The 17,303-nt window shown below is 72.3% G+C and carries 21 protein-coding genes; 8 read left to right on the top strand and 13 right to left on the bottom strand.

Annotated elements, in window-relative coordinates; translation table 11 throughout:
• Positions 1-69 precede the first annotated feature (69 nt).
• Positions 70-747, top strand: coding sequence for a TetR/AcrR family transcriptional regulator (locus NH2_RS04660; RefSeq protein WP_067648596.1), 678 nt, complete (start codon positions 70-72; stop codon positions 745-747).
• A gap of 4 nt (positions 748-751) precedes the next feature.
• On the opposite strand, the gene NH2_RS04655 is transcribed toward NH2_RS04660, so the two are convergent.
• The 4 genes from NH2_RS04655 to NH2_RS04640 form a co-directional block, all read right to left on the bottom strand.
• Entirely contained in the window at positions 752-1,450 is a 699-nt protein-coding gene (locus NH2_RS04655) for a TMEM165/GDT1 family protein (protein ID WP_067648593.1), read from the bottom strand.
• A 106-nt stretch (positions 1,451-1,556) separates the two neighbouring features.
• Positions 1,557-2,084 carry a peptidase gene (locus tag NH2_RS04650; RefSeq protein ID WP_067648590.1) on the bottom strand — a complete coding sequence of 176 codons (528 nt, stop codon included), beginning with the start codon at positions 2,082-2,084 and terminating at the stop codon, positions 1,557-1,559.
• A 149-nt stretch (positions 2,085-2,233) separates the two neighbouring features.
• Positions 2,234-2,857 (bottom strand): superoxide dismutase, encoded by a 624-nt coding sequence (locus NH2_RS04645; protein WP_067648587.1) that lies wholly within the window; start codon positions 2,855-2,857, stop codon positions 2,234-2,236.
• Between the two features lie 117 nt (positions 2,858-2,974).
• A complete protein-coding gene (locus NH2_RS04640; RefSeq protein ID WP_084505215.1) occupies positions 2,975-3,700 on the bottom strand; it encodes a hypothetical protein in 726 nt (241 codons plus the stop codon).
• A 560-nt stretch (positions 3,701-4,260) separates the two neighbouring features.
• On the opposite strand from NH2_RS04640, the gene NH2_RS27925 reads away from it, so the two are divergent.
• From NH2_RS27925 to NH2_RS04620, 4 genes are all read left to right on the top strand, one after another.
• A complete protein-coding gene (locus NH2_RS27925) occupies positions 4,261-4,629 on the top strand; it encodes a rhodanese-like domain-containing protein (RefSeq protein ID WP_245650423.1) in 369 nt (122 codons plus the stop codon).
• Positions 4,630-4,706: 77 nt separating this feature from the next.
• Positions 4,707-5,699, top strand: a complete 993-nt coding sequence (locus NH2_RS04630) for a DUF4328 domain-containing protein (protein ID WP_067648584.1) — start codon at positions 4,707-4,709, stop codon at positions 5,697-5,699.
• Positions 5,696-6,466, top strand: coding sequence for a glycerophosphodiester phosphodiesterase (locus NH2_RS04625; RefSeq protein WP_067648581.1), 771 nt, complete (start codon positions 5,696-5,698; stop codon positions 6,464-6,466). Before NH2_RS04630 ends, NH2_RS04625 begins: the two co-directional genes overlap by 4 nt.
• 37 nt (positions 6,467-6,503) lie before the next feature.
• Positions 6,504-7,424: a DUF5926 family protein gene (locus NH2_RS04620; protein ID WP_067648578.1), complete on the top strand. Its 921-nt coding sequence runs from the start codon at positions 6,504-6,506 to the stop codon at positions 7,422-7,424.
• Positions 7,425-7,618: 194 nt separating this feature from the next.
• Here the strand turns inward: NH2_RS04620 and NH2_RS04615 are convergent, their stop codons facing one another.
• The 5 genes from NH2_RS04615 to NH2_RS04595 all read right to left on the bottom strand — a co-directional run bounded on the left by NH2_RS04615 (position 7,619) and on the right by NH2_RS04595 (position 12,190).
• Positions 7,619-8,170 (bottom strand): ferritin, encoded by a 552-nt coding sequence (locus NH2_RS04615; protein WP_067648575.1) that lies wholly within the window; start codon positions 8,168-8,170, stop codon positions 7,619-7,621.
• 97 nt (positions 8,171-8,267) lie between these two features.
• Positions 8,268-8,828 carry a ferritin gene (locus tag NH2_RS04610; protein WP_084505213.1) on the bottom strand — a complete coding sequence of 187 codons (561 nt, stop codon included), beginning with the start codon at positions 8,826-8,828 and terminating at the stop codon, positions 8,268-8,270.
• Positions 8,829-8,837: 9 nt separating this feature from the next.
• A complete protein-coding gene (locus tag NH2_RS29365; RefSeq protein WP_439951733.1) occupies positions 8,838-10,049 on the bottom strand; it encodes an LCP family protein in 1,212 nt (403 codons plus the stop codon).
• A gap of 563 nt (positions 10,050-10,612) precedes the next feature.
• Positions 10,613-11,395 (bottom strand): CPBP family intramembrane glutamic endopeptidase, encoded by a 783-nt coding sequence (locus tag NH2_RS04600; RefSeq protein ID WP_067648569.1) that lies wholly within the window; start codon positions 11,393-11,395, stop codon positions 10,613-10,615.
• Positions 11,396-11,428: 33 nt separating this feature from the next.
• Positions 11,429-12,190, bottom strand: coding sequence for a DUF2470 domain-containing protein (locus NH2_RS04595; RefSeq protein ID WP_067648567.1), 762 nt, complete (start codon positions 12,188-12,190; stop codon positions 11,429-11,431).
• Positions 12,191-12,353: 163 nt separating this feature from the next.
• Here NH2_RS04595 and NH2_RS04590 point away from each other — a divergent pair, with 163 nt between their 5' ends.
• From NH2_RS04590 to NH2_RS04580, 3 genes are read left to right on the top strand one after another with little or no spacing between them, the layout of a single operon-like run.
• Complete coding sequence (locus tag NH2_RS04590; protein ID WP_245650422.1) at positions 12,354-12,869, top strand: hypothetical protein; 516 nt, start codon at positions 12,354-12,356, stop codon at positions 12,867-12,869.
• Between the two features lie 30 nt (positions 12,870-12,899).
• Positions 12,900-13,817: a prephenate dehydratase gene (gene pheA, locus NH2_RS04585; RefSeq protein ID WP_067648565.1), complete on the top strand. Its 918-nt coding sequence runs from the start codon at positions 12,900-12,902 to the stop codon at positions 13,815-13,817.
• On the top strand, positions 13,814-14,476 hold the full coding sequence (locus tag NH2_RS04580; protein WP_067648562.1) for a histidine phosphatase family protein: 663 nt from the start codon (positions 13,814-13,816) through the stop codon (positions 14,474-14,476). The genes pheA and NH2_RS04580 overlap by 4 nt, the downstream gene beginning before the upstream one ends.
• Before the next feature lie 4 nt (positions 14,477-14,480).
• Here the strand turns inward: NH2_RS04580 and NH2_RS04575 are convergent, their stop codons facing one another.
• The 4 genes from NH2_RS04575 to NH2_RS04560 all read right to left on the bottom strand — a co-directional run bounded on the left by NH2_RS04575 (position 14,481) and on the right by NH2_RS04560 (position 17,301).
• Positions 14,481-15,299, bottom strand: a complete 819-nt coding sequence (locus tag NH2_RS04575) for an ESX secretion-associated protein EspG (RefSeq protein WP_067648559.1) — start codon at positions 15,297-15,299, stop codon at positions 14,481-14,483.
• Positions 15,296-16,471 (bottom strand): PPE domain-containing protein, encoded by a 1,176-nt coding sequence (locus tag NH2_RS04570; RefSeq protein ID WP_067648557.1) that lies wholly within the window; start codon positions 16,469-16,471, stop codon positions 15,296-15,298. The genes NH2_RS04575 and NH2_RS04570 overlap by 4 nt, the downstream gene beginning before the upstream one ends.
• A 34-nt stretch (positions 16,472-16,505) precedes the next feature.
• Positions 16,506-16,817, bottom strand: coding sequence for a PE domain-containing protein (locus NH2_RS04565; protein WP_067648554.1), 312 nt, complete (start codon positions 16,815-16,817; stop codon positions 16,506-16,508).
• A 145-nt stretch (positions 16,818-16,962) separates the two neighbouring features.
• The gene (locus NH2_RS04560) at positions 16,963-17,301 is read right to left on the bottom strand and encodes a metallopeptidase family protein (protein WP_067649327.1); all 339 of its coding nucleotides are present in this window, start codon (positions 17,299-17,301) and stop codon (positions 16,963-16,965) included.
• Positions 17,302-17,303 lie beyond the last annotated feature (2 nt).

Raw genomic sequence — 17,303 nt, 5'->3', positions numbered from 1 at the left:
AATGGACAGGCCTGGTGGCCCGTTCATGATCTCCGGCGGCGCTACCCCCGAGCTACGGAGCCGACCCACATGACCGAACCGACGCCGAGCCTCCGCCATCTGCCGCGCGGGCGGCACGGCCTGCCCCGCGAGCAGGTGGTGGCGTCGCAGCGGGAGCGCATCCTGAGCGCGATGGCCGAGGCGATGGTGGAGTACGGCTACATCGGGACGTCGGTGGCGGCCATCCTGAAGCGCGCCGGGGTGTCGCGGGAGACCTTCTACGAGCAGTTCCGCTCCAAGGAGCACTGCTTCGAGGCCACCTACGAGCGCGCGGTGACGCTGCTGCTGGACAAGATCGAGCGCGCGGCGGCCATGGTGGACGACCCGGAGACGGTGGACGAGCGGACCATGCGGAGCAACCGGATGGACCGGATTCTCGAGGCGTACCTCGACCACCTGGTCGACGACCCGGCCAGCGCGCGGGTCTTCCTGGTCGAGGTGTTCGCGGTCGGCTCGCCCGCGGTCGCCCGCAGGGCGGAGCTGCAGCGGCTCTTCGTCGAGCTGCTCGCCGAGGTGCTCGACGTGCAGACCGACGCGCAGATGTTCGCCTGCGCCGCGCTGGCCGCCGCGATCGGCGGCATGGTGACCGGGCGGATCGCCGCGGGCGATATGGCCGGGGTGCGCGCGCTGCGCGCGCCGCTGCTCGATCTGGTGCACCGCGGCGGGGTGCTCTACGGCAACGCCTTCGCCGAGCCCGCGCGGCGCTGAGCGCTCAGCGCTCGGCGGGCACCGGCGGCGCGGCGGGCCGCTCCGCGCGCCTGCGCCGCACCACCAGCAGCACCGTGCCCGCGAGCGCGGGGGCGAGCAGCGCGAGCGGCGCGGCGAGCGGCGTCGCGAGCACGGTGCCGAGCCCGGTCAGCGCGCCGAAGTAGAGGAAGAGCAGCCCGGAGCCGATGCCGATGGCGTGCTCGGGCAGGTGCCTGCCGAGCAGGATGCCGAGCGCGATGGCGAGCGCGTCGGCGGCCACCATGCCGACGGTGGAGCCGATCCACACCCCCAGCCAGTCGTAGTCGGTGGCCAGCGCCGCGGTGGCGAACATGGTGCGATCGCCCAGCTCGGCCAGCAGGAAGGCCGAACTGACCACGAAGAACGGCGCCGCCCTCGTGGCGAGCCGCGGCTCCTCCTCGCCCTCGTCGCCTGCGCCGCCCGCGTGCTCGCGCAGCGTCCACACCCCGACCGCGAGGAAGATCACCGCCGCCAGCAGCGCGATGGCCGTGGTGGGCAGCGCCGAGCCGAGGAAGTAGCCCACCCCGACCGAGATCAGGTGCACCCCGGCGGCGGCGACGGCGATCCCGCTCAGCACCACCCACCAGCGGTACTTGAGCGCGAATGTCAGCGCCATCAGCTGCGACTTGTCGCCGAGCTCGGCGAGGAAGACGATGCCGATGGCCAGCATTGCGGTGGTGAGCACGATATCGAAGCTACCTGCGGAAACGCGGGTAGGGCAATACCGTTCTCATCAAAAGGCAACCGCCACAATAAGTTTGGGAATCCCGGTGCAAAAAGTTAGGGAACCCTCAAGCGGCGAGCAGCATGGCCAGAACCGCGGTGTCGGGATCGCTGATCGGGTCCAGCCCGACCCGGCTGACCAGCGACGTCACCGTTCCGTCCGATTCCGCCTCGGCCCATGCCGCGCGGTGCTGGAGCCCCAGGTGCGGCACCCCGGGCAGCAGCACGCACCCGGAGGCCGCGCCCGCGCACTCCGGGAGTGTGGGCTTCGTCTCCGACGGCGGGTGCAGCATGATCAGCGCGGGCGGCACCGGGTCGGCGAACCGGCCGGGCGGCAGCGCCTCCTCGCCGAGCACCGGCCCCTCCGCGAGCACCATGCCGATGGTGCCGGGCGCCGGGTCGTCGGGCAGGTCTTCGCGCACCCCGAAGACGGTGGTGGTGGCGAGCAGTCCCGGCATGGAGGCCACCCGGACCGCCAGGATCAGGAACTGGGCCCACTCCTTGGTGCTGTCCGGCCAGCGGCCGGAGATCACGAAGCCGCGTAATACCCCGCTGGCGTGGAACGGCGTGATGCCGATGGGTTCGTTCGCGCGCATGGCTGCCTCCCGTGCGGTGGGAGCTTCGAGGATGACGCAGAGATCATCTGGCACACAAGTACCAACGACTGCCAGCGACCACGTTTCACCTGCCCGAAACACACGACGGCCCGCGGAATTCGTCCGCGGGCCGCCGGGGCGGGGTCGGCTCAGCCGAAGATCAGGCCCTTGGCCTGGCTGGTCGCCTTGGCGAAGCGATCCTGGACGTCCGCCCAGTTGACCACGTTCCAGAACGCGGTCACGTAATCCGCCTTCACGTTCTTGTACTGCAGGTAGAAGGCGTGCTCCCACATGTCCACCTGGAGCAGCGGGATGATGCCGAGCGGCACGTTGGCCTGCTGGTCGTAGAGCTGGAAGGTGAGCAGCTTCTGGCCCAGGGTGTCGTAGCCGAGCACGGCCCAGCCGGAGCCCTGCAGGCCGTTGGCCGCGGCGGTGAACTGCGCGCGGAACTTGTCGAACGAGCCGAACTGGTCGTCGATCGCGGAGGCCAGCTCGCCGACCGGCTTGTCGCCGCCGTTCGGGGAGAGGTTCTTCCACCAGATGGAGTGGTTGACGTGACCGCCGAGGTGGAAGGCGAGGTTCTTCTCGTGCAGGAAGATGGCGCCGTGGTCACCCGCTTCGCGGGCGCCCTCCAGCTTCTCCAGCGCGGTGTTCACGCCCGCCACGTAGGCGGCGTGGTGCTTCGAATGGTGAATCTCGTTGATCTGCCCGGAGATGTGGGGCTCCAGGGCGCTGTAGTCGTAATCCAGATCCGGCAGCGTGTACTCAGCCACGTTGTCCCTTCCTGTGTCGGGCCGGGGCGCGATCCGGCTCGACCGCACCCCCGACCATCATTCGTACACCCGCTGGGTATCAACCGGCGTCTCGGCACGGTATTCCGCGCACGCCGATCACAGCGGCGGCGCGATGCCGGGCCGGACCGCCCTCGGGTCGCCGGCGTCGTGCGCCGCCCACCAGCGCTTTCCGTCCGCCACGAAGTGCGCGGGGGAGAGCTCGGCGCCGGTCGCGTCGTGTACCGAGAGTTCATCGAACCACACCCGGACGTCCAGTTCCCGCGGGTCGACCCCCTCCTCCTGAGAGAACTCGAAGACGTGCGCGCTCGGACGCTCGGTGTCCAGCACCGCGTCGAAGCTGAGCAGTTCGCGCCAGAGCGACCAGCCGCTGTCGTCCACGTCGACGAACTCCCAGCCGTGCAGCCTGCCGCCGCCGAAGCTCTTGATCGCCTGGTCCAGCGTGTCGGGGGCGAGCGGGAGGATATCGGCGTCGACGTGGTTCCAGCGCTGGCTGCGCAGCGAGGCGGCCACCCGGCCGACCCCGCGCAGCGTCAGCCGGACCCGGCCGTCCCGGTGCTCAGCGGCGACCCCGGAGCGGGTCTCCGGTAGCCGCAGCACCTCCAGCTCCAGGCAGAGCGTGCGGCCGTGCGGGTCGAAGGCCGAGCCGAGGCAGACCGCCTCGGCGAGCGCGATATTCAGCCCCTCGCTGTCGAGCAGCGGGTCGAGGGCGCGGGAATCGTGCCCGGCATCACGCCGGGCCACCACCTCGCCGGGTGCCGCGCCCGGTGCGGTTTCCGGCGTCGAAGTGGGGTCGAGTGCCGTTTGCCGCGCGCCGCTGGTCATAGCGCCAGGCTACCGATCCTCCCGCCGGACGTCGGTGTTTCCGCAGGAAGAGTCCCGTGGACCGGCGGGGAGATCGGTAGTTGAGGGAACCGAATCACCCCCGGCGCCGTCCAACTAGATATCGGAGCCTCCCTGGGTTCCGAGCCGGCGGCGAGTGGCCGCTCCGGGATGTTTGGAGGGGAGTCCCGGATCGGTCGCTCCCGCCGCCGGCGAAACCGGCAGCCTGTGGATAACTCGGTGGACAGCTCACCCGGCGGTGTTCGCCAGGAGGTAACTGGTTCGCCGAGTGTGATAGTCGCCGCCTGTGAATCGCACACAAGGCGATAGCTGACCCCTGTGGATCAGGTTGTGGAATCTGTGGATAACTCGGTCATGGCTATGCACAACGCGGAGAGATCGAGGGCGGCGTCCGGCGCCGGAGCTTCGAAACCTACCCCATGCCCGTTCGCGCTGTCGAATGCGCGGGCGGGCGATGCGGAGATCCGGCGGGAGCGGTCAGCTGTGGATACCCGGGGCGCACAATCGCACGGCCGCCCGGCACGCATGGCAGGATCGAAACCGTGACGAGCCCCGATGTTCCGACGGTTCCGGTCCGGGAGGTTCCCGGCGCGTTCGACTCGGCCGCCCCGGCGGCGGTCACCCCACCGGCGATCCTGCTCGATGTCCGCGAGGACGACGAGTGGCGCCTCGGCCACGCGCCCGGCGCGGTGCACATCCCGATGGCCGACGTGCCCGCCCGGGTCGGCGAGCTCGACCCGGACGCCGACATCTACGTGATCTGCCGCCAGGGCGGGCGGTCGCTGGAGGTGGTGAAGTACCTGGCGACCATCGGGTACGAGGCGGTGAACGTCGGCGGTGGCATGGTGTCCTGGCAGCAGCAGGGGCGTCCGCTCGCCGCCGACGGCGACCACGAGGCGCGAATCTACTGAAGGGCGGGGTCCGTGTGAGTACGGTGGTGCAGCCTTGCGCCCGGTGTGGCGCGCGCTGGGCGGTGCACGGTGCGCCCATGCACTGGTGCCCGCGCTGCCGCGGCGTCCTGCTCTCGCCCGGGCCGGTGGACGCGCCGCCGGAGCGGCGCAACTACCGCTGGGTCGCGCGCGGACCCGAACACCGCGCCGCCCGCGGCGGCAGGCGTCCGCCGGAGGCCGTCGCCGGCACCCCGCGCTACACCGAGATCCCGCGCTGGGGCCTGCTCGACACCCCCGCCGAGCCGAGCGCCGCGCCGGCGAGCAGGCTCGACCGCGCCGCCGCGGCGGCCGGGAAGCTGCTGCTCTGGACCGCGGTCGCCTTCGTGCTCGCCGCGCTCGCCGAGCTCGGGCGCTACGCCATCCTGCTCTACAACCGCACCCGGCTGGTCGAGCCGCTGCTGCTCCGCATCTCGGACGCGGCGGTGCTCACCTTCGCGGTGCTGGCCGCCCTGCTCGCGCTGCTCGCCGCCATCGCCGCGGTGGCAAGGCTGATCCAGCTGCGCCGGGCCGCCTACGCCCGGGTCGGCAGGCGGGATCCGCGCTCGCCGCGCGCACTGCTGCTCGGCAGCCTGATCCCGGTGCTGAACCTGGTCTGGCCCGGTGTCTTCCTCACCGAGGCGCTCACCGGCCGGGATGACCCGCGCGCACTGCGGGTTATCCGGATCTGGTGGGCGGTCTGGGTGCTCGGCGGGCTGGTCGCGGTGGCCGCGCTCTGCTGGCGCACCGCCGACTCGCTGCAGGCGAAGGCGGACGGCGTGCTCGTCACCGCGCTGACCGACCTGCTCGCCGCCGCCGTCGCGCTGCTGACGCTCGGCGTGCTGAACGCCCTGGCGGGCCGCGACCTGCGCGGCCGCACCCGGATCTCGCACCGGATGACCGTCGCCGTCGACCCGGCGGTCCCGGTCATCGAGCCGCTGCACCGCACCGAGCAGCCACAATCGGCCGCCGACGCGCGCCCGGGGTCGGCGGCGGGTGACAATACCGGCGACGAAGCGGGCGACCGCGAACAGGAGGAGGTCGGGGCCAAGTGACCCAGGGCAGTCGCGCGCCGTTCGTGGTCGCGCACCGCGGCGCCTCGGCGGCGCGGCCGGAACACACCATCGCCGCCTACGAGCTGGCGCTCGAGCAGGGTGCCGACGGGGTCGAGTGCGACGTCCGGCTCACCCGCGACGGGCACCTGGTCTGCGTGCACGACCGCACCGTCGACCGCACCTCCGACGGCAGCGGCGTGGTCAGCGAGCTCACCCTGGCCGAGCTGGCCGACCTCGACTTCGGCGCGCCCGGCGCCCCGGCCGGGCTGCTCACCCTCGCCGAGCTGATCCAGCTGGTGCTTGATTGGCGCAGCCGCCCGACCAAGCTCTTCATCGAGACCAAGCACCCGGTGCGGTACGGCGCGCTGGTGGAGAACAAGCTGCTCGCCGAGCTGCAGCGCTTCGGCATCGCGACCCCGGCCTCGGCCGACCACTCGCGCGCGGTGGTGATGTCGTTCGCGGCGAGCGCGGTCTGGCGGATTCGCCGCGCCGCGCCGCTGCTGCCGACGGTGCTGCTCGGCGAGTCCTCGCGCTACCTCGGCGGCAGCGCGGCCACCACGGTCGGCGCCACCGCCGTCGGGCCGTCGGTCAAGACCCTGCGCGAGCACCCGGAGCTGGTGGACAAGGCCGCGGCGGCGGGCCGGGCCACCTACTGCTGGACCGTCGACGACCCGGAGGACGTCACGCTCTGCGCCGAACTCGGGGTCAGCTGGGTGGCCACCAACCACCCCGGCCGCACCAAGGCGCTGCTCGCCGCCCCCGCTTGACGCGCACCGGCGCCCCGACCCTGTAGGTTGACCCCCCGTGGGTAAGAGCAAGCGCAACACTCCGAAGCCCGACGGCAACCGGGCCAAGCGGCTCGCCGAGCGCCGGGCGGCGCAGGAGCAGGCGGCCAATGCCGTCACCCGGCCGTTCCAGGGACTGGCCGCGGAGTGCGACCTGGTCGCGCTCCGCGAGTTCGTGCCCTCCGCGACCGCGACCCTGAAGCTCGCGCCCGGCGTGGCCGCCGAGCGCTCGGTGGTGCTGGCGACGGTGCTGCCCGGCGCGGTGGCCGCGCTGGTGCGCGCCGGTGACGAGGAGGTCGGCTTCGTCGGCATCCAGGTGCAGCAGCAGGGCCCCGACCCGGCGGCCGACCTCGCCGCCGCCGTGCTGTGGACCCAATCCGCCGCGGGTGGCGAGTCGCTGAACAGCGCGGATGCCATCGAGGGCGGACCGACCCTGACCGACGTCCTCGATCCCGGCGCCGACCTCGAGCTGACCGTGCACCAGGACTTCGACTGGTGGGTGCCGGAGGGCGTCGTCCCGGACGCCCAGGTGGCCGCGACCATCGAGCAGGCCAAGCAGGCAATCATGCCATCGGCGCGGATCGCGCTCGGCCCGGACTCCGCCGGCGCCGCCTGGTGGGTGGATGCCGGGGAGAAGGCGCACGTGCGCTGGGTCCGCCCGGAGCCGGAGGACGAGCTGATGGCGGCGCTGGCCCGGCTGCACGCCGCCGGCGGGCTGCACCTCGGTGACGGCTCGCGCTTCGCGGGCACCTTCCGCACGCACGGCCTGCTCGTCCCCGTCTTCGACCTGGACCGCGAGCGGCACCCCGACGAATGGGCCACCCCCGCCGACGATTTCGCCGCCCGCCTGGCCGACGCCCTCGCCTCGAGCGAGCCGCTCAGCTCCGAGGAGCGGCGCTCCCGCGATGGCCTCCGCTCCCGCCAAGTCACCTTGCGCTGACGAAATGCCAACGGGCCCGGCTTCCTATGGAAGCCGGGCCGCACCACCCGGAGGGCGAGTTTTACGAGCCCCGTTCGCGGCCCGTCTCGTCGTTCAGCGCTCGAAGCGCATGCGCCGCAGGCGCGAGTCTCGAGCGCTGAACGACGAGACTCCCCGGGGCCGCGAACCCGCCCGGCGAAGCCGGGCCAGACAGCTCAGCTCAGGTGCCCGCCGGCGGCGTGCGGGGCGCCGGAGGTGTCGGACGGACCGTCCATCTCGCGGGCGATGAACTCCTCGAGATCGAACAGGTTGGCACCGGCCCGATCGGCGATGGTGAGCAGCGTGGTCATCCGAGCGACCTCCTCGACCTGCTCCTTCAGGAACCACTGCATGAACTGCTCGCCGAGGTAGTCGCCCTCCTCGCGGGCGGTGCTCGCGAGCTGCACCACCTGGTCGGTGACGGTCTTCTCCTGCGCCAGCGCCAGCGCGATGGGCTCGCGGGCATTCTCGAAGTGCGACTTGGCCGCGTCGACGCTGGTGATCTCGACGCTGATATCGCGATCGAGGAAGTACTGGACGATCATCATGGCGTGGTTGCGCTCTTCGACCGCCTGCTTGTAGAAGAGCTTGGCGAGCTGCGGCAGATCCGCGTTGTCGTACCAGACCGCTACCGCGATGTACTGGTGCTCCGCATTGAATTCATTGTGGATCTGATCCTGCAGCAGGCCGTGGAATTTACTGCGCGTTGGCTCCGGATGGGTCGACATGCTGACCAGATTAGTGCTGGTCAAAAGCCTTGTCATCCAAGTACACCCTTATTGAGGGTAGTGTTGCCTAAATTCCGCGCTGAATAGAATGTTAAATTCAGTTACCGCTCCGGGAAGCAATTCCGGGAATACGCGGTGGTGCCCCGGTGGGCGGCGCCGGGCGCGCCGACTGTTCCCGCGCCAGGAATTCCTCGACGTCGAACAGATTGCCCCCGGCCCGCTCCACCACGGTGACCAGCGTGTTCGCCCTGGCGAGCTCTCCGATCTGCTGCTCGAGAAACCAGCCGGTGAACTGCTCGCCCAGGTAGTCGTTCGCCCGGCGCGCCTGCTGCGCCAGATCGGTGAGGCGATCGCTGCGCTCGCTCTCCACGGCGCAGATGTACGCCGCCGCGTCCTGTGACGAAGCGAACTCCGAGCGGATGGGGTCTATTCCGGCCACCCCGACCGGCAGTTCCCGGTCCAGCAGGTAGCCGATCATGCGCAGCGCGTCGGTGCGGTTGTCCTCGGAGCGCCGGTACGCATAGGCCGCCGAGCGCGGCAGCCGGGCGGCGTCGAAATGCACCGCGAGCGCCAGGTACTGCTGCGACGTGGTCAGCTCGAAACGAATGTGGTCGCCGAGCAGCGCCGCGAAGGGCTGCTCCACCGATGCGCCTGCCATGGTTCGAAACTACCCCGTGCGGAGGTCCTCCGGAATCTGCTGATCGTTGGCGAGGGCGTCGAAGAACCGGCTGGCCCGGTCGCGGTCCCAGAGCAGCACATTGCCGCTGTCGGTGTCCTCGAAGCCGCCGATCGGCACCGAGGTGTTGACCGTGTCGCCGCGCATCGCCCAGCCGAGCGAGCCCAGGTGCCAGAGGTGGTCGCCCTCGTCCACCTTGAGCGAGCCGACGGTGTCGGTGGCCAGCGGCCAGAGCGTGAACGGATTGGCCAGCGTGCCCGCGCTGGTCGCCTTCTTCAGCAGCGCCGCCATGAACTTGCGCTGGTTGTTCATCCGGTCGATATCGGCGAGCGCGGTGGCCCGGCTGCGCACGAAGCCCAGCGACTGCGGGCCGTCCAGGGTCTGGCAGCCGGCGGGCAGGTCGATGCCGGCCAGCGGGTCGCTGATCGGGGCGTCCAGGCAGACGTCGATGCCGCCGAGGGTGTCGACCACGGAGGCGAAGCCGCCGAAGCCGATCTGCGCGTAGTGGTCGATGCGCAGCCCGGTGGCGCCCTCCACGGTCTGCACGAGCAGCGTCGGGCCGCCGAGCGAGAAGGAGGCGTTCAGCTTGTCCCTGCCGAAGCCGGGGATGCTGACGTAGGAGTCGCGCGGCAGGCTGACCAGCGTCGCCTGCCCGGACTTCGGGATGTGCACCAGGATGATGGTGTCGGTGCGCTCGGAGCCGACCTCGCCGCCGGTGGCGAGCTCCTGCTCCTGCTCCTCGGAGAGCCCGGCCCTGCTGTCCGAGCCGACCAGCAGCCAGTTGGTGCCGGGGGTGTCGGCTCCCCTGCCCTCGTAGGCGCCGAGCGCGTCGATCCTGGTCAGCGAATTGTCCAGGTGCACGACGGCCGCCACCATGCCGACGATCAGGACGAGCAGGATCACCAGGAACCAGCGGAAGGGGTGCCGCTTGCGGCGCCTGCGCGGGCGCTCCGGCTGCGGGGCGCGCGGGGGAGCGTTGCGGCCGCGGCCCGGGGGCGGGCGGCGCTCGTCCCGGTAGGGCTGCGGCTGCTGGGTCGGCGCGTGTTGCGCCCGCTGCGGCGGCTGCTGGGTCGGCGCGTGTTGCGCCCGCTGCGGCGGCTGCTGGGTGGGGTGCTTGGTGGTGTAGCGCCGGGTGGCCTGCTCCGGCTCCGGCGACTGCGAGTAGGCGAGGCGGTTCTGGTCGCGGCGGCCGTCCCGGCGCACGACCTGGGTGGGCTCGATGCGGCGCTCGCCGGGCGGTGGATCGCGGCGCGGATCGCCCCCGCGCGGCGGCGGCCCGCCGGGTGCCCGATTGCCCGCGCGCGGTGGCCCGCCTCTGCCCGGCTCCCGGTTTCCGTCGCGGTGCGGCTGTCCCTCCGGACCGGGCCCTCGGCTCCCGCCACGAGGCTGCCCGCCGGGCCCGCGCCCCTGGTTTCCGTCGCCGGGTGGCTGCCCGCCGGGGCCGAACCCCCGGTTCCCATCGCGGGGTGGGTTACCCCCGCCCTGCGCCCCCCGGCCGGGCGGATTGCCGCTGCCGGGCGAACCCCGGCCGCCCGCGGGCGCCCCCCTGCCGTCGGGGCCGCGATTTCCGCCGTGCGGCGGCGGCGGCCCCGGCCTGCGCCCTTGCGGTCCGGGCGGCGGCGTCCGGCGCGCGGGGTACTGGGGGTCCTCGCCGTTCATCATGCAGACTCTACTGATCCGTCGGTTCGATCGGGTGGTCCGCGGGAGGCCGGTGCGATCCCCCGCTCACGTGATGAATCACCAAGGGGGCCGCCGGTGTTAGCGGCTCAGGGCAACCAGCCGACGTGGCCGCGCAGCACCGTGTACCCGATGTAGGCGATAGTGTCGATCAGCGCGTGCGCGATCAGCAGCGGCCAGAGCCGCCCGGTGCGCTGCCACCAGCGCCCGAAGATCAGCCCCATCACCACATTGCCGAGCCCGCCACCGAGCCCCTGGTAGAGGTGGTAGCTACCGCGCAGCAGCGCCGAGGCCAGCAGCGACGAGTTCTCCGACCAGCCGAGGCTGCGCAACCGGGTGAGCAGGTACCCGATCACCAGGATCTCCTCGGCCGCCGAGTTGGCGCAGGCGGAGAGAATGAGCACGGGAAGCCGCCACCAGTGCTCGCCGAGCGAGCTCGGCACGATCGTCACGCTGAAGCCGAGCGCGTGCGCGATCAGGTAGAGCCCGAGCCCGGGCAGCCCGATCAGCGCGGTGAAGCCGAGCCCGGCCAGCAGGTCCCCGCGCCACCGGTCGCGGGCCAGCCCGAGCAGCCGCGGCCCGATCCCGCTGCGCCACAGCAGGTAGAGCCCGAGCGCCGCCCACGCCGCCAGCCGGAGCACGCCGAGCAGCTGGAAGGCCAGGTCGAGCAGGGGCTGGTCGGCGCGCGAGGCGTTCAGCGCGACGGTCCGGCTGCCGACCCCGCCCGGCCGCAGCGCGCTCTCCAGCAGCGAGAGCGCGGCGCTGAGCCCGCTCGCCCCGAAGGTGAGTACGAGGACCAGCACGACCTCGATCCGGAGCGCGCGCCGCTCGGACTCGTCGAGCGGAGTAGCAGGGGCGGGGCCGGCGGTCATGACAGCGAATCTAGTCAGCCGCGGAACTCCAGCTCAGATCCTGCGCAACCCGTTCAGAAACGGGCAGCCCGCCAGAGTGCGGACCGCGCGGCTGAGTTCCTCGATATCGTCGGCGGGGCTGCGGAAGGGAAGCCGGTAGTCGTGGTCCCCGTCCAAGCCCTCGATGCGCAGGGTGAGGCCGTAGCGGTCGATGGCGAGCGGGTGCACGATGCCGCGCTGCAGGTGCGCGGGGAGCTGCCTGGCGATCATGGCGACCAGGTCGGCGTGGTCGCTCTCCATGTGCTGGAGCCAGGCCGACTCCATGGCGCAGAAGGGGTCGGGGGCGGCGGTGCGGAGCTCGTCGACGTCGACCGATTCGGCGCCGGTGGAGTCGGCGACGACGGCGGACTTGATCACGACGCGGAGCAGGGTCAGGCCGTGCCCGACATCGAGCAGCATCGGGTGCGGCAGCTCCTTGGCGACCTCGCCCGCGAGCGCCCGCTGCGCGGGCAGCGGCACCGCGCGCACCCAGCCGCGCAGCCAGACCAGGGCGCGCACCGGCTCGCGGACCACGATCGGGGCGTTGTCGGTCAGCTCCAGGACCGCGGGCGCGCCGCCACCACCGGAGTTGGCGACCAGCACCGCGGCCACCGAGGCGCTCGGCACCGCGATCACCGCGTCGCCGCACTCGCGCACGTGGTGCACCGACACCGGTGTCGGGTCGATTCCCGGCATGGCGAGCACCGCCTGCTCGGCGTGCGCACAGGCGCTGCGCACCCGTTCCGCGGTCGACGGTGCGAGGGTCGAGTGCGGCATGAAGTCCTCCTGGTGCCCGCTCGCCCAGCTCGGCGAGAATTAGGTTACCCTAAGCTAAGTGAACGGACGATCTTGCGCAAGAGCTTCGATCCGGGTCGCGGGGACTCCCGGCCCGGCTGGGAGCGCGCGCCCGTGCCGGTCGAGGCGCGGCTACCGTGGTCGGATGACCGAGCCTTTCGTCGCGCGGGGCGCCACGGCACCCGAATCCGGCGCGCAGCCCGGGGTTGCCGGAACCGGCCACGGACCCGCGGACAGCGCGGAGCCGGTGCTCATGTCATTGAGCCCACCCGCCCGGCGCAGCCTGGCCGACGGACTGGTTCGCCCGCCGGGCCAGGTACCGCCGGGCATAAGGACACTCGGCCCCGAGGTCCCCGACGCCGAACTGGCCGACCTCATCGGCACGGTGGTGCACACCGCCGACGGCTTCATCGCCCGCACCGGGCACGCTGCCCGCGCCCTCGCGATCCTCGCCGCCACCGCGGCGGCGCTCTGCGGCGAGGATGTTCGCCGCGCGCTCGCCGCGCCGGACATCCCCTTCCTGACCGGGCTGAATCCGCAGGCCGTCGAGGCGGTGCGGGGCGTACTGCTGTGGATCGAGGCGGAGAACCCGGGCGAGTTGACGGCCGAGCTGGCGACCCTGCTTCGCAGGGGCGGCGAAGGCAGCGCAACGGCGGGATGAGTGCGCGGCGACGCAAGTAGTGTCATAGGCGTGCCGCGTATCGCCTACTTCGGACCATCCGGAACCTTCACCGAGATGGCGCTCGCCCGATTCGAATCGGCGGGCGCCTTCGACGGGCAGGTAGAGCGGGTCGCCGCCCCGAGTCAGGGCGCCGCGCTCGACCTGATCCGGGCAGGCGCGGTGGCCGGCGCCGTGGTGCCGATCGAGAGTTCGGTGGAGGGCTCGATCGCCGCCACCCTCGACTCCCTCGCGCTCGGCCCCCGGCTGCAGATCGTGGCCGAGACCGAGCTGGAGGTGACCTTCAGCATCCTGGCTAGGCCCGGCACCGAGCGCGCCGCCGTGCGGTTGCTCGCCGCCTACCCGGTGGCCGCCGGGCAGGTGCGCGAATGGGTGGCGCGCGAGTTGCCGGACGCCGCCTACTACACCTCGACCTCGAACGCCGCCGCCGCCGAGGACGTCGCGGCGGGCAAGGCCGACGCCGCCGTCTCCACCGCCCTGGCCGGCGAGCGCCTCGGGCTGGCCACACTGGCCGCCGGGGTGGCCGACCACGAGCAGGCCATCACCCGCTTCGTGCTGGTCACGCCGCCGCGCCCGGCGCCGCCCGCCACCGGTGCCGACCGCACCTCGGTGGTGCTGGAGCTGACCAACGAGCCCGGCGCGCTCATGCGGGCCTTCGCCGAGTTCTCCACGCGCGGCATCGATCTCACCAGGATCGAATCGCGGCCGACCCGCACCGGCATGGGCGCCTACCGCTTCTACCTGGACTGCGTCGGACACATCGATGACAGCGCGGTGGCGGAGGCGCTCAAGGCGCTGCACCGCTCGGCGCCCAGCATCCGCTTCCTCGGATCGTGGCCCGCGTTCGCCAAGCCGGGCGCGCCGCCGCCGCCGGATACCGATGCCGCGCTGTGGCTTTCCCAGCTACGAAAGGGGGTGGCGGACCGTTGAGCGCACGACTGATCCTGGTCCGGCACGGAGAGACCGAGGGCAACGTCGCCAAGCTGCTGGACACCAGGGTGCCCGGCCTGCCGCTCACCGAACGCGGGGTGGCACAGGCGAAGACGCTCGGCGCCGCACTGGCCGCGCCGCCGCGCGCCCTGTACTGCTCGGCCGCGCTGCGCGCCAGACAGACCGCGAGCTATATCGAGGAGGCCACCGGGGTGGCCGCCCAGGTGCTCGACCACACCTACGAGGTGCAGGTCGGGGATCTGGAGGGGCAGAGCTCGCCCGCCGCGCACGACCTCTTCCAGGAGATCTACCACGCCTGGCACGAGGGCGAGCTGGACCTCCGCCCGCCGGGCGGTGAATCCGGGTACGAGGTGCTCGCCCGCTTCCTCCCGGTGGTCGAGCAGCTGCGGCAGACCTGGTTCACCGACGGCGCCGACGGCGATGTGCTGCTGGTGATCCACGGCGCCGCCATGCGGCTGCTGACCCGGGTGCTCACCGATATCCGGCCGCCCTTCACCACCAACAACCACCTGGACAACACCGAGACCATCGAGCTGCTGCCGCGGCCGGACCGCGGCTGGGAGCTGATCCGCTGGGGCCGCTTCACCCCGCCCTTCGGCCCGGATACCGAGCCGCGGCAGGACGACCCGATGGGCTGAACCGCTACCGGACCGGGAACTCGTCGCGCTCCGGCAGGCCGTTGACCAGGTCGAGCAGTGCGGCGCGGAGCCGGGCCGGGGTGCCGCTGCTCAGCGAGGTCCACTTGCTGCCGTCGTCGGCCCGGCTCGCGGTGGCCAGGAAGCGGCCGTTGCGGGTGTCGAAGACGGCGATGTGGTTGTCCGCGTACTCGCGGGTGCCGTCGCGGTAGGCGACCCCGACGATCTCCGCGTGCGCCTGCAGGTGCACCAGCGCCGAGGCCAGCGCCTGCGCGTCCCGGTCGGGGGTGCCGACGGCGGCGAGCCGCCGCGCGGTGGCGGCGGCATCGCCGAGTTCGCCGAAGATCGGCACCAGATCGTCGGTGTAGGCGTTCATGCCGGTGAGGTCGAGCGGCTCGGCCGGGCCGAGCGCGGCCAGCAGCGGGGCGGGCAGATCCTCGTCCACCTCGTCCACGACGTACGAGTTCGGCCCGCGGAGGACGACGGTCACCAGATCGTCGCCCTTCGCGAGGCAGAGCCTGCTCACCCGGCCCTCCACCACCAGCCGCAGCGCGACCACCCAGTGCGGGCGGTTCAGCGTGCGCAGCCGGTCGGCGAGCTCCGGGTGCACCTCGCCGTCGGTCAGCAGGGCGCGCTCGGTGAGCGAATCGGCGGCCGCGGCGAGCGCGGCGTCGTGCTCGGCGGCATTGTCGTACCGGCCGATGGCATCGAGCACGACCGGCACGTCGTCGATCTGCAGCTCCTCCAGGAGGAACTGCATCTCGTCGAGCGAGAGCACCACCGATTCGAGGGCCGCGGGACCGCGGCCCGCACCGAGCACCGTCACCGAGAGGTGCCGGCGTCCGCGCCGATAACGCCGTCGGTGGCCCAGCGGCCGTCGTGGAAGTGCTCGTCGCTGCGCAGGTAATCCGCGGCGTCGTGCTCGCCCTCGTCGTCCTCGCCGGTGGCGCGGGCATTGCCGAGCAGCGGGCTCTGGCCGCTGGTCGCCGTCCGCACCGGCGCGCCGTCCACCCGGGCGACCATGGAGTCGCCGACCGCGGCGGCCGCGGGCATGCCCGCGCCGATCGCCGCGCCCGCGCCCCAGCCGTCGGGCAGGGTGAGCTTGGTGTTGCTGTTCGCCGAGCCGCCCGCGCCGACGCCGGAGAGCGCCGCCGAGCGGGTGCTCGCCGCCGCGGCGCCCGCGGCACCGGCCGCCCCGAGCCCCATCGGCGCGAGCGCCGCCGGGGCGGTGGAGCCTGCGCCGGTGAGCGCGGAGATGGCGGCGCCGCCGAGGTTGCCCGCGGTGGTGACGCCGGTGCCGACCACCGAACCGGCCACATTGGCGGCCTGGGTCGCGGCGCTGACCACCGCCGGGTTCTGCACGAAGGCGGCGGCCGCGGCGACCGCGCCCTGGATCGGATCGCCCTGGAACGCCGTCTCGGCCGCCTCCTCCGAGGCGCCGTCGGCCGTGCCCGCGCCGTTGGCGATGGCGGGCGGCCGGGCGAACTCACCCGGCGTGGTGACGAGTGCGCTGGTCGCGGCCTCGTAGGTCTCCATGACCAGGGCGGCGCGGATATCCATGGCATGTTTGGCGACTTCGGCCACCTCGAAGGCGCCGGAGAGCGCGCCGGGCGGGTTCGCCGAGGCGACCACCGCCGCGTTCACGGCGACGATCTCCGGCAGGCTCGGCATGGCGATCGAGGCGACGGTGTACGCGGTGGCGTTGGCTGCCGTCTTGGTGGCCATGGCGGCGGCCATCACGCCCTGCTGCTCGGCCCAGCCCATGAAGCCGGTGAGCCGGGAGAGCGCGGCGATGCCGTTGATGCCCTGCATCCCGACGCCGAGCTCGGCCATCACCCGCGCGACGGTGGCGGTCGCGTCCACCCACACCCCGGTGAGCGCGCCCCACGCCGTCGCCGCGGCGGAGATGGGAACGGCGTGCGCGCCCGCGTTCAGCGCGATCGAATTCGCCTCGGCCATGCGCGGCAGCCAGAAAACCCCGGTGATCCCTGCGGTCATTCTCGTTTCTCCCCTTGTCGAATTCGCTCGCGGATCAGGCGCCGATCGCGCCGAGCGCGGCGGCCTGGACGACGTCCGCGCCGACCTGCGCCGCGAGCTGGCTGCGCAGCACCGCGGCGGCATGGTGCAGCTCGAGGATGCCCTGCGCGACCGCCTGGTCGTGGGTGCCCGCGGCGCGGTTGAAGTGATTCGCCGCGAGCAGCGAGACCTCCTCGGTGCCGGACGGCAGCACGTGGGTGGCCGGTGCGGTAACGGTGGCGGCGGCCGCCAGCCGCTCGGCGAGCAGATCCAGCTCCGCCGCGGCCAGAAGCACGGCCTCCGGCGACATGAGTACGTGGCCAACCATGACTCGACTCCTTCTAGTGGCTATGGGGCGGAACCACGAGAATTCCCCCTACGAGTTCTAGGACGCGACGGCGACAGCATCGGTTCCCTCGAGTCCTCGAGTTCCCTGAGACTAACGCACTTCCGCGCGTTCGCTCCGGGAAAGCTCAACCCCAGCCGAGCTCGTGCAGCCGCGCGTCGTCGATGCCGAAGTAGTGCGCGATCTCGTGGATCACGGTGACCGCCACCTCCTCGACCACCTCGGTCTCGTCACCGCAGATATCGAGGATGGCGTCCCGGTAGATGGTGATGGTGTCCGGCAGCGAGCCGCCGTAGTGGCTGTCCCGCTCGGTGAGCGCGATGCCGTGGTAGAGCCCGAGCAGATGCGGGTCTTCCGGATTGCGTGGCTCGATCAGCACGACCACGTTGTCGATGGCGCGGGCCAGCTCCGCCGGGACGAGATCCAGTGCGTCGCCGACCAGTTCCTCGAATCGGGCGGCAGGCATGG

The sequence above is a fragment of the Nocardia harenae NBRC 108248 genome (assembly GCF_001612885.1).
GTDB lineage: Bacteria > Actinomycetota > Actinomycetes > Mycobacteriales > Mycobacteriaceae > Nocardia > Nocardia harenae.
The sequence above is the reverse complement of the archived record's forward strand: the minus strand, read 5'-3'. Positions and strand labels throughout refer to the sequence as shown.

Bases quoted from the DNA above. Each gene is read 5' to 3' on its own strand.
- NH2_RS04630 (WP_067648584.1), top strand. From the start codon at position 4,707: ATGCACTGGTGCCCGCGCTGCCGCGGCGTCCTGCTCTCGCCCGGGCCG.
- NH2_RS04650 (WP_067648590.1), bottom strand. From the start codon at position 2,084: ATGCGCGCGAACGAACCCATCGGCATCACGCCGTTCCACGCCAGCGGG.
- NH2_RS04570 (WP_067648557.1), bottom strand. From the start codon at position 16,471: ATGACCGCAGGGATCACCGGGGTTTTCTGGCTGCCGCGCATGGCCGAG.
- NH2_RS04565 (WP_067648554.1), bottom strand. From the start codon at position 16,817: ATGGTTGGCCACGTACTCATGTCGCCGGAGGCCGTGCTTCTGGCCGCG.
- NH2_RS04600 (WP_067648569.1), bottom strand. From the start codon at position 11,395: ATGACCGCCGGCCCCGCCCCTGCTACTCCGCTCGACGAGTCCGAGCGG.
- NH2_RS04560 (WP_067649327.1), bottom strand. From the start codon at position 17,301: ATGCCTGCCGCCCGATTCGAGGAACTGGTCGGCGACGCACTGGATCTC.
- NH2_RS04660 (WP_067648596.1), top strand. From the start codon at position 70: ATGACCGAACCGACGCCGAGCCTCCGCCATCTGCCGCGCGGGCGGCAC.
- NH2_RS04590 (WP_245650422.1), top strand. From the start codon at position 12,354: ATGACCGAGCCTTTCGTCGCGCGGGGCGCCACGGCACCCGAATCCGGC.
- NH2_RS04595 (WP_067648567.1), bottom strand. From the start codon at position 12,190: ATGCCGCACTCGACCCTCGCACCGTCGACCGCGGAACGGGTGCGCAGC.
- NH2_RS04640 (WP_084505215.1), bottom strand. From the start codon at position 3,700: ATGACCAGCGGCGCGCGGCAAACGGCACTCGACCCCACTTCGACGCCG.
- NH2_RS04610 (WP_084505213.1), bottom strand. From the start codon at position 8,828: ATGGCAGGCGCATCGGTGGAGCAGCCCTTCGCGGCGCTGCTCGGCGAC.
- NH2_RS04615 (WP_067648575.1), bottom strand. From the start codon at position 8,170: ATGTCGACCCATCCGGAGCCAACGCGCAGTAAATTCCACGGCCTGCTG.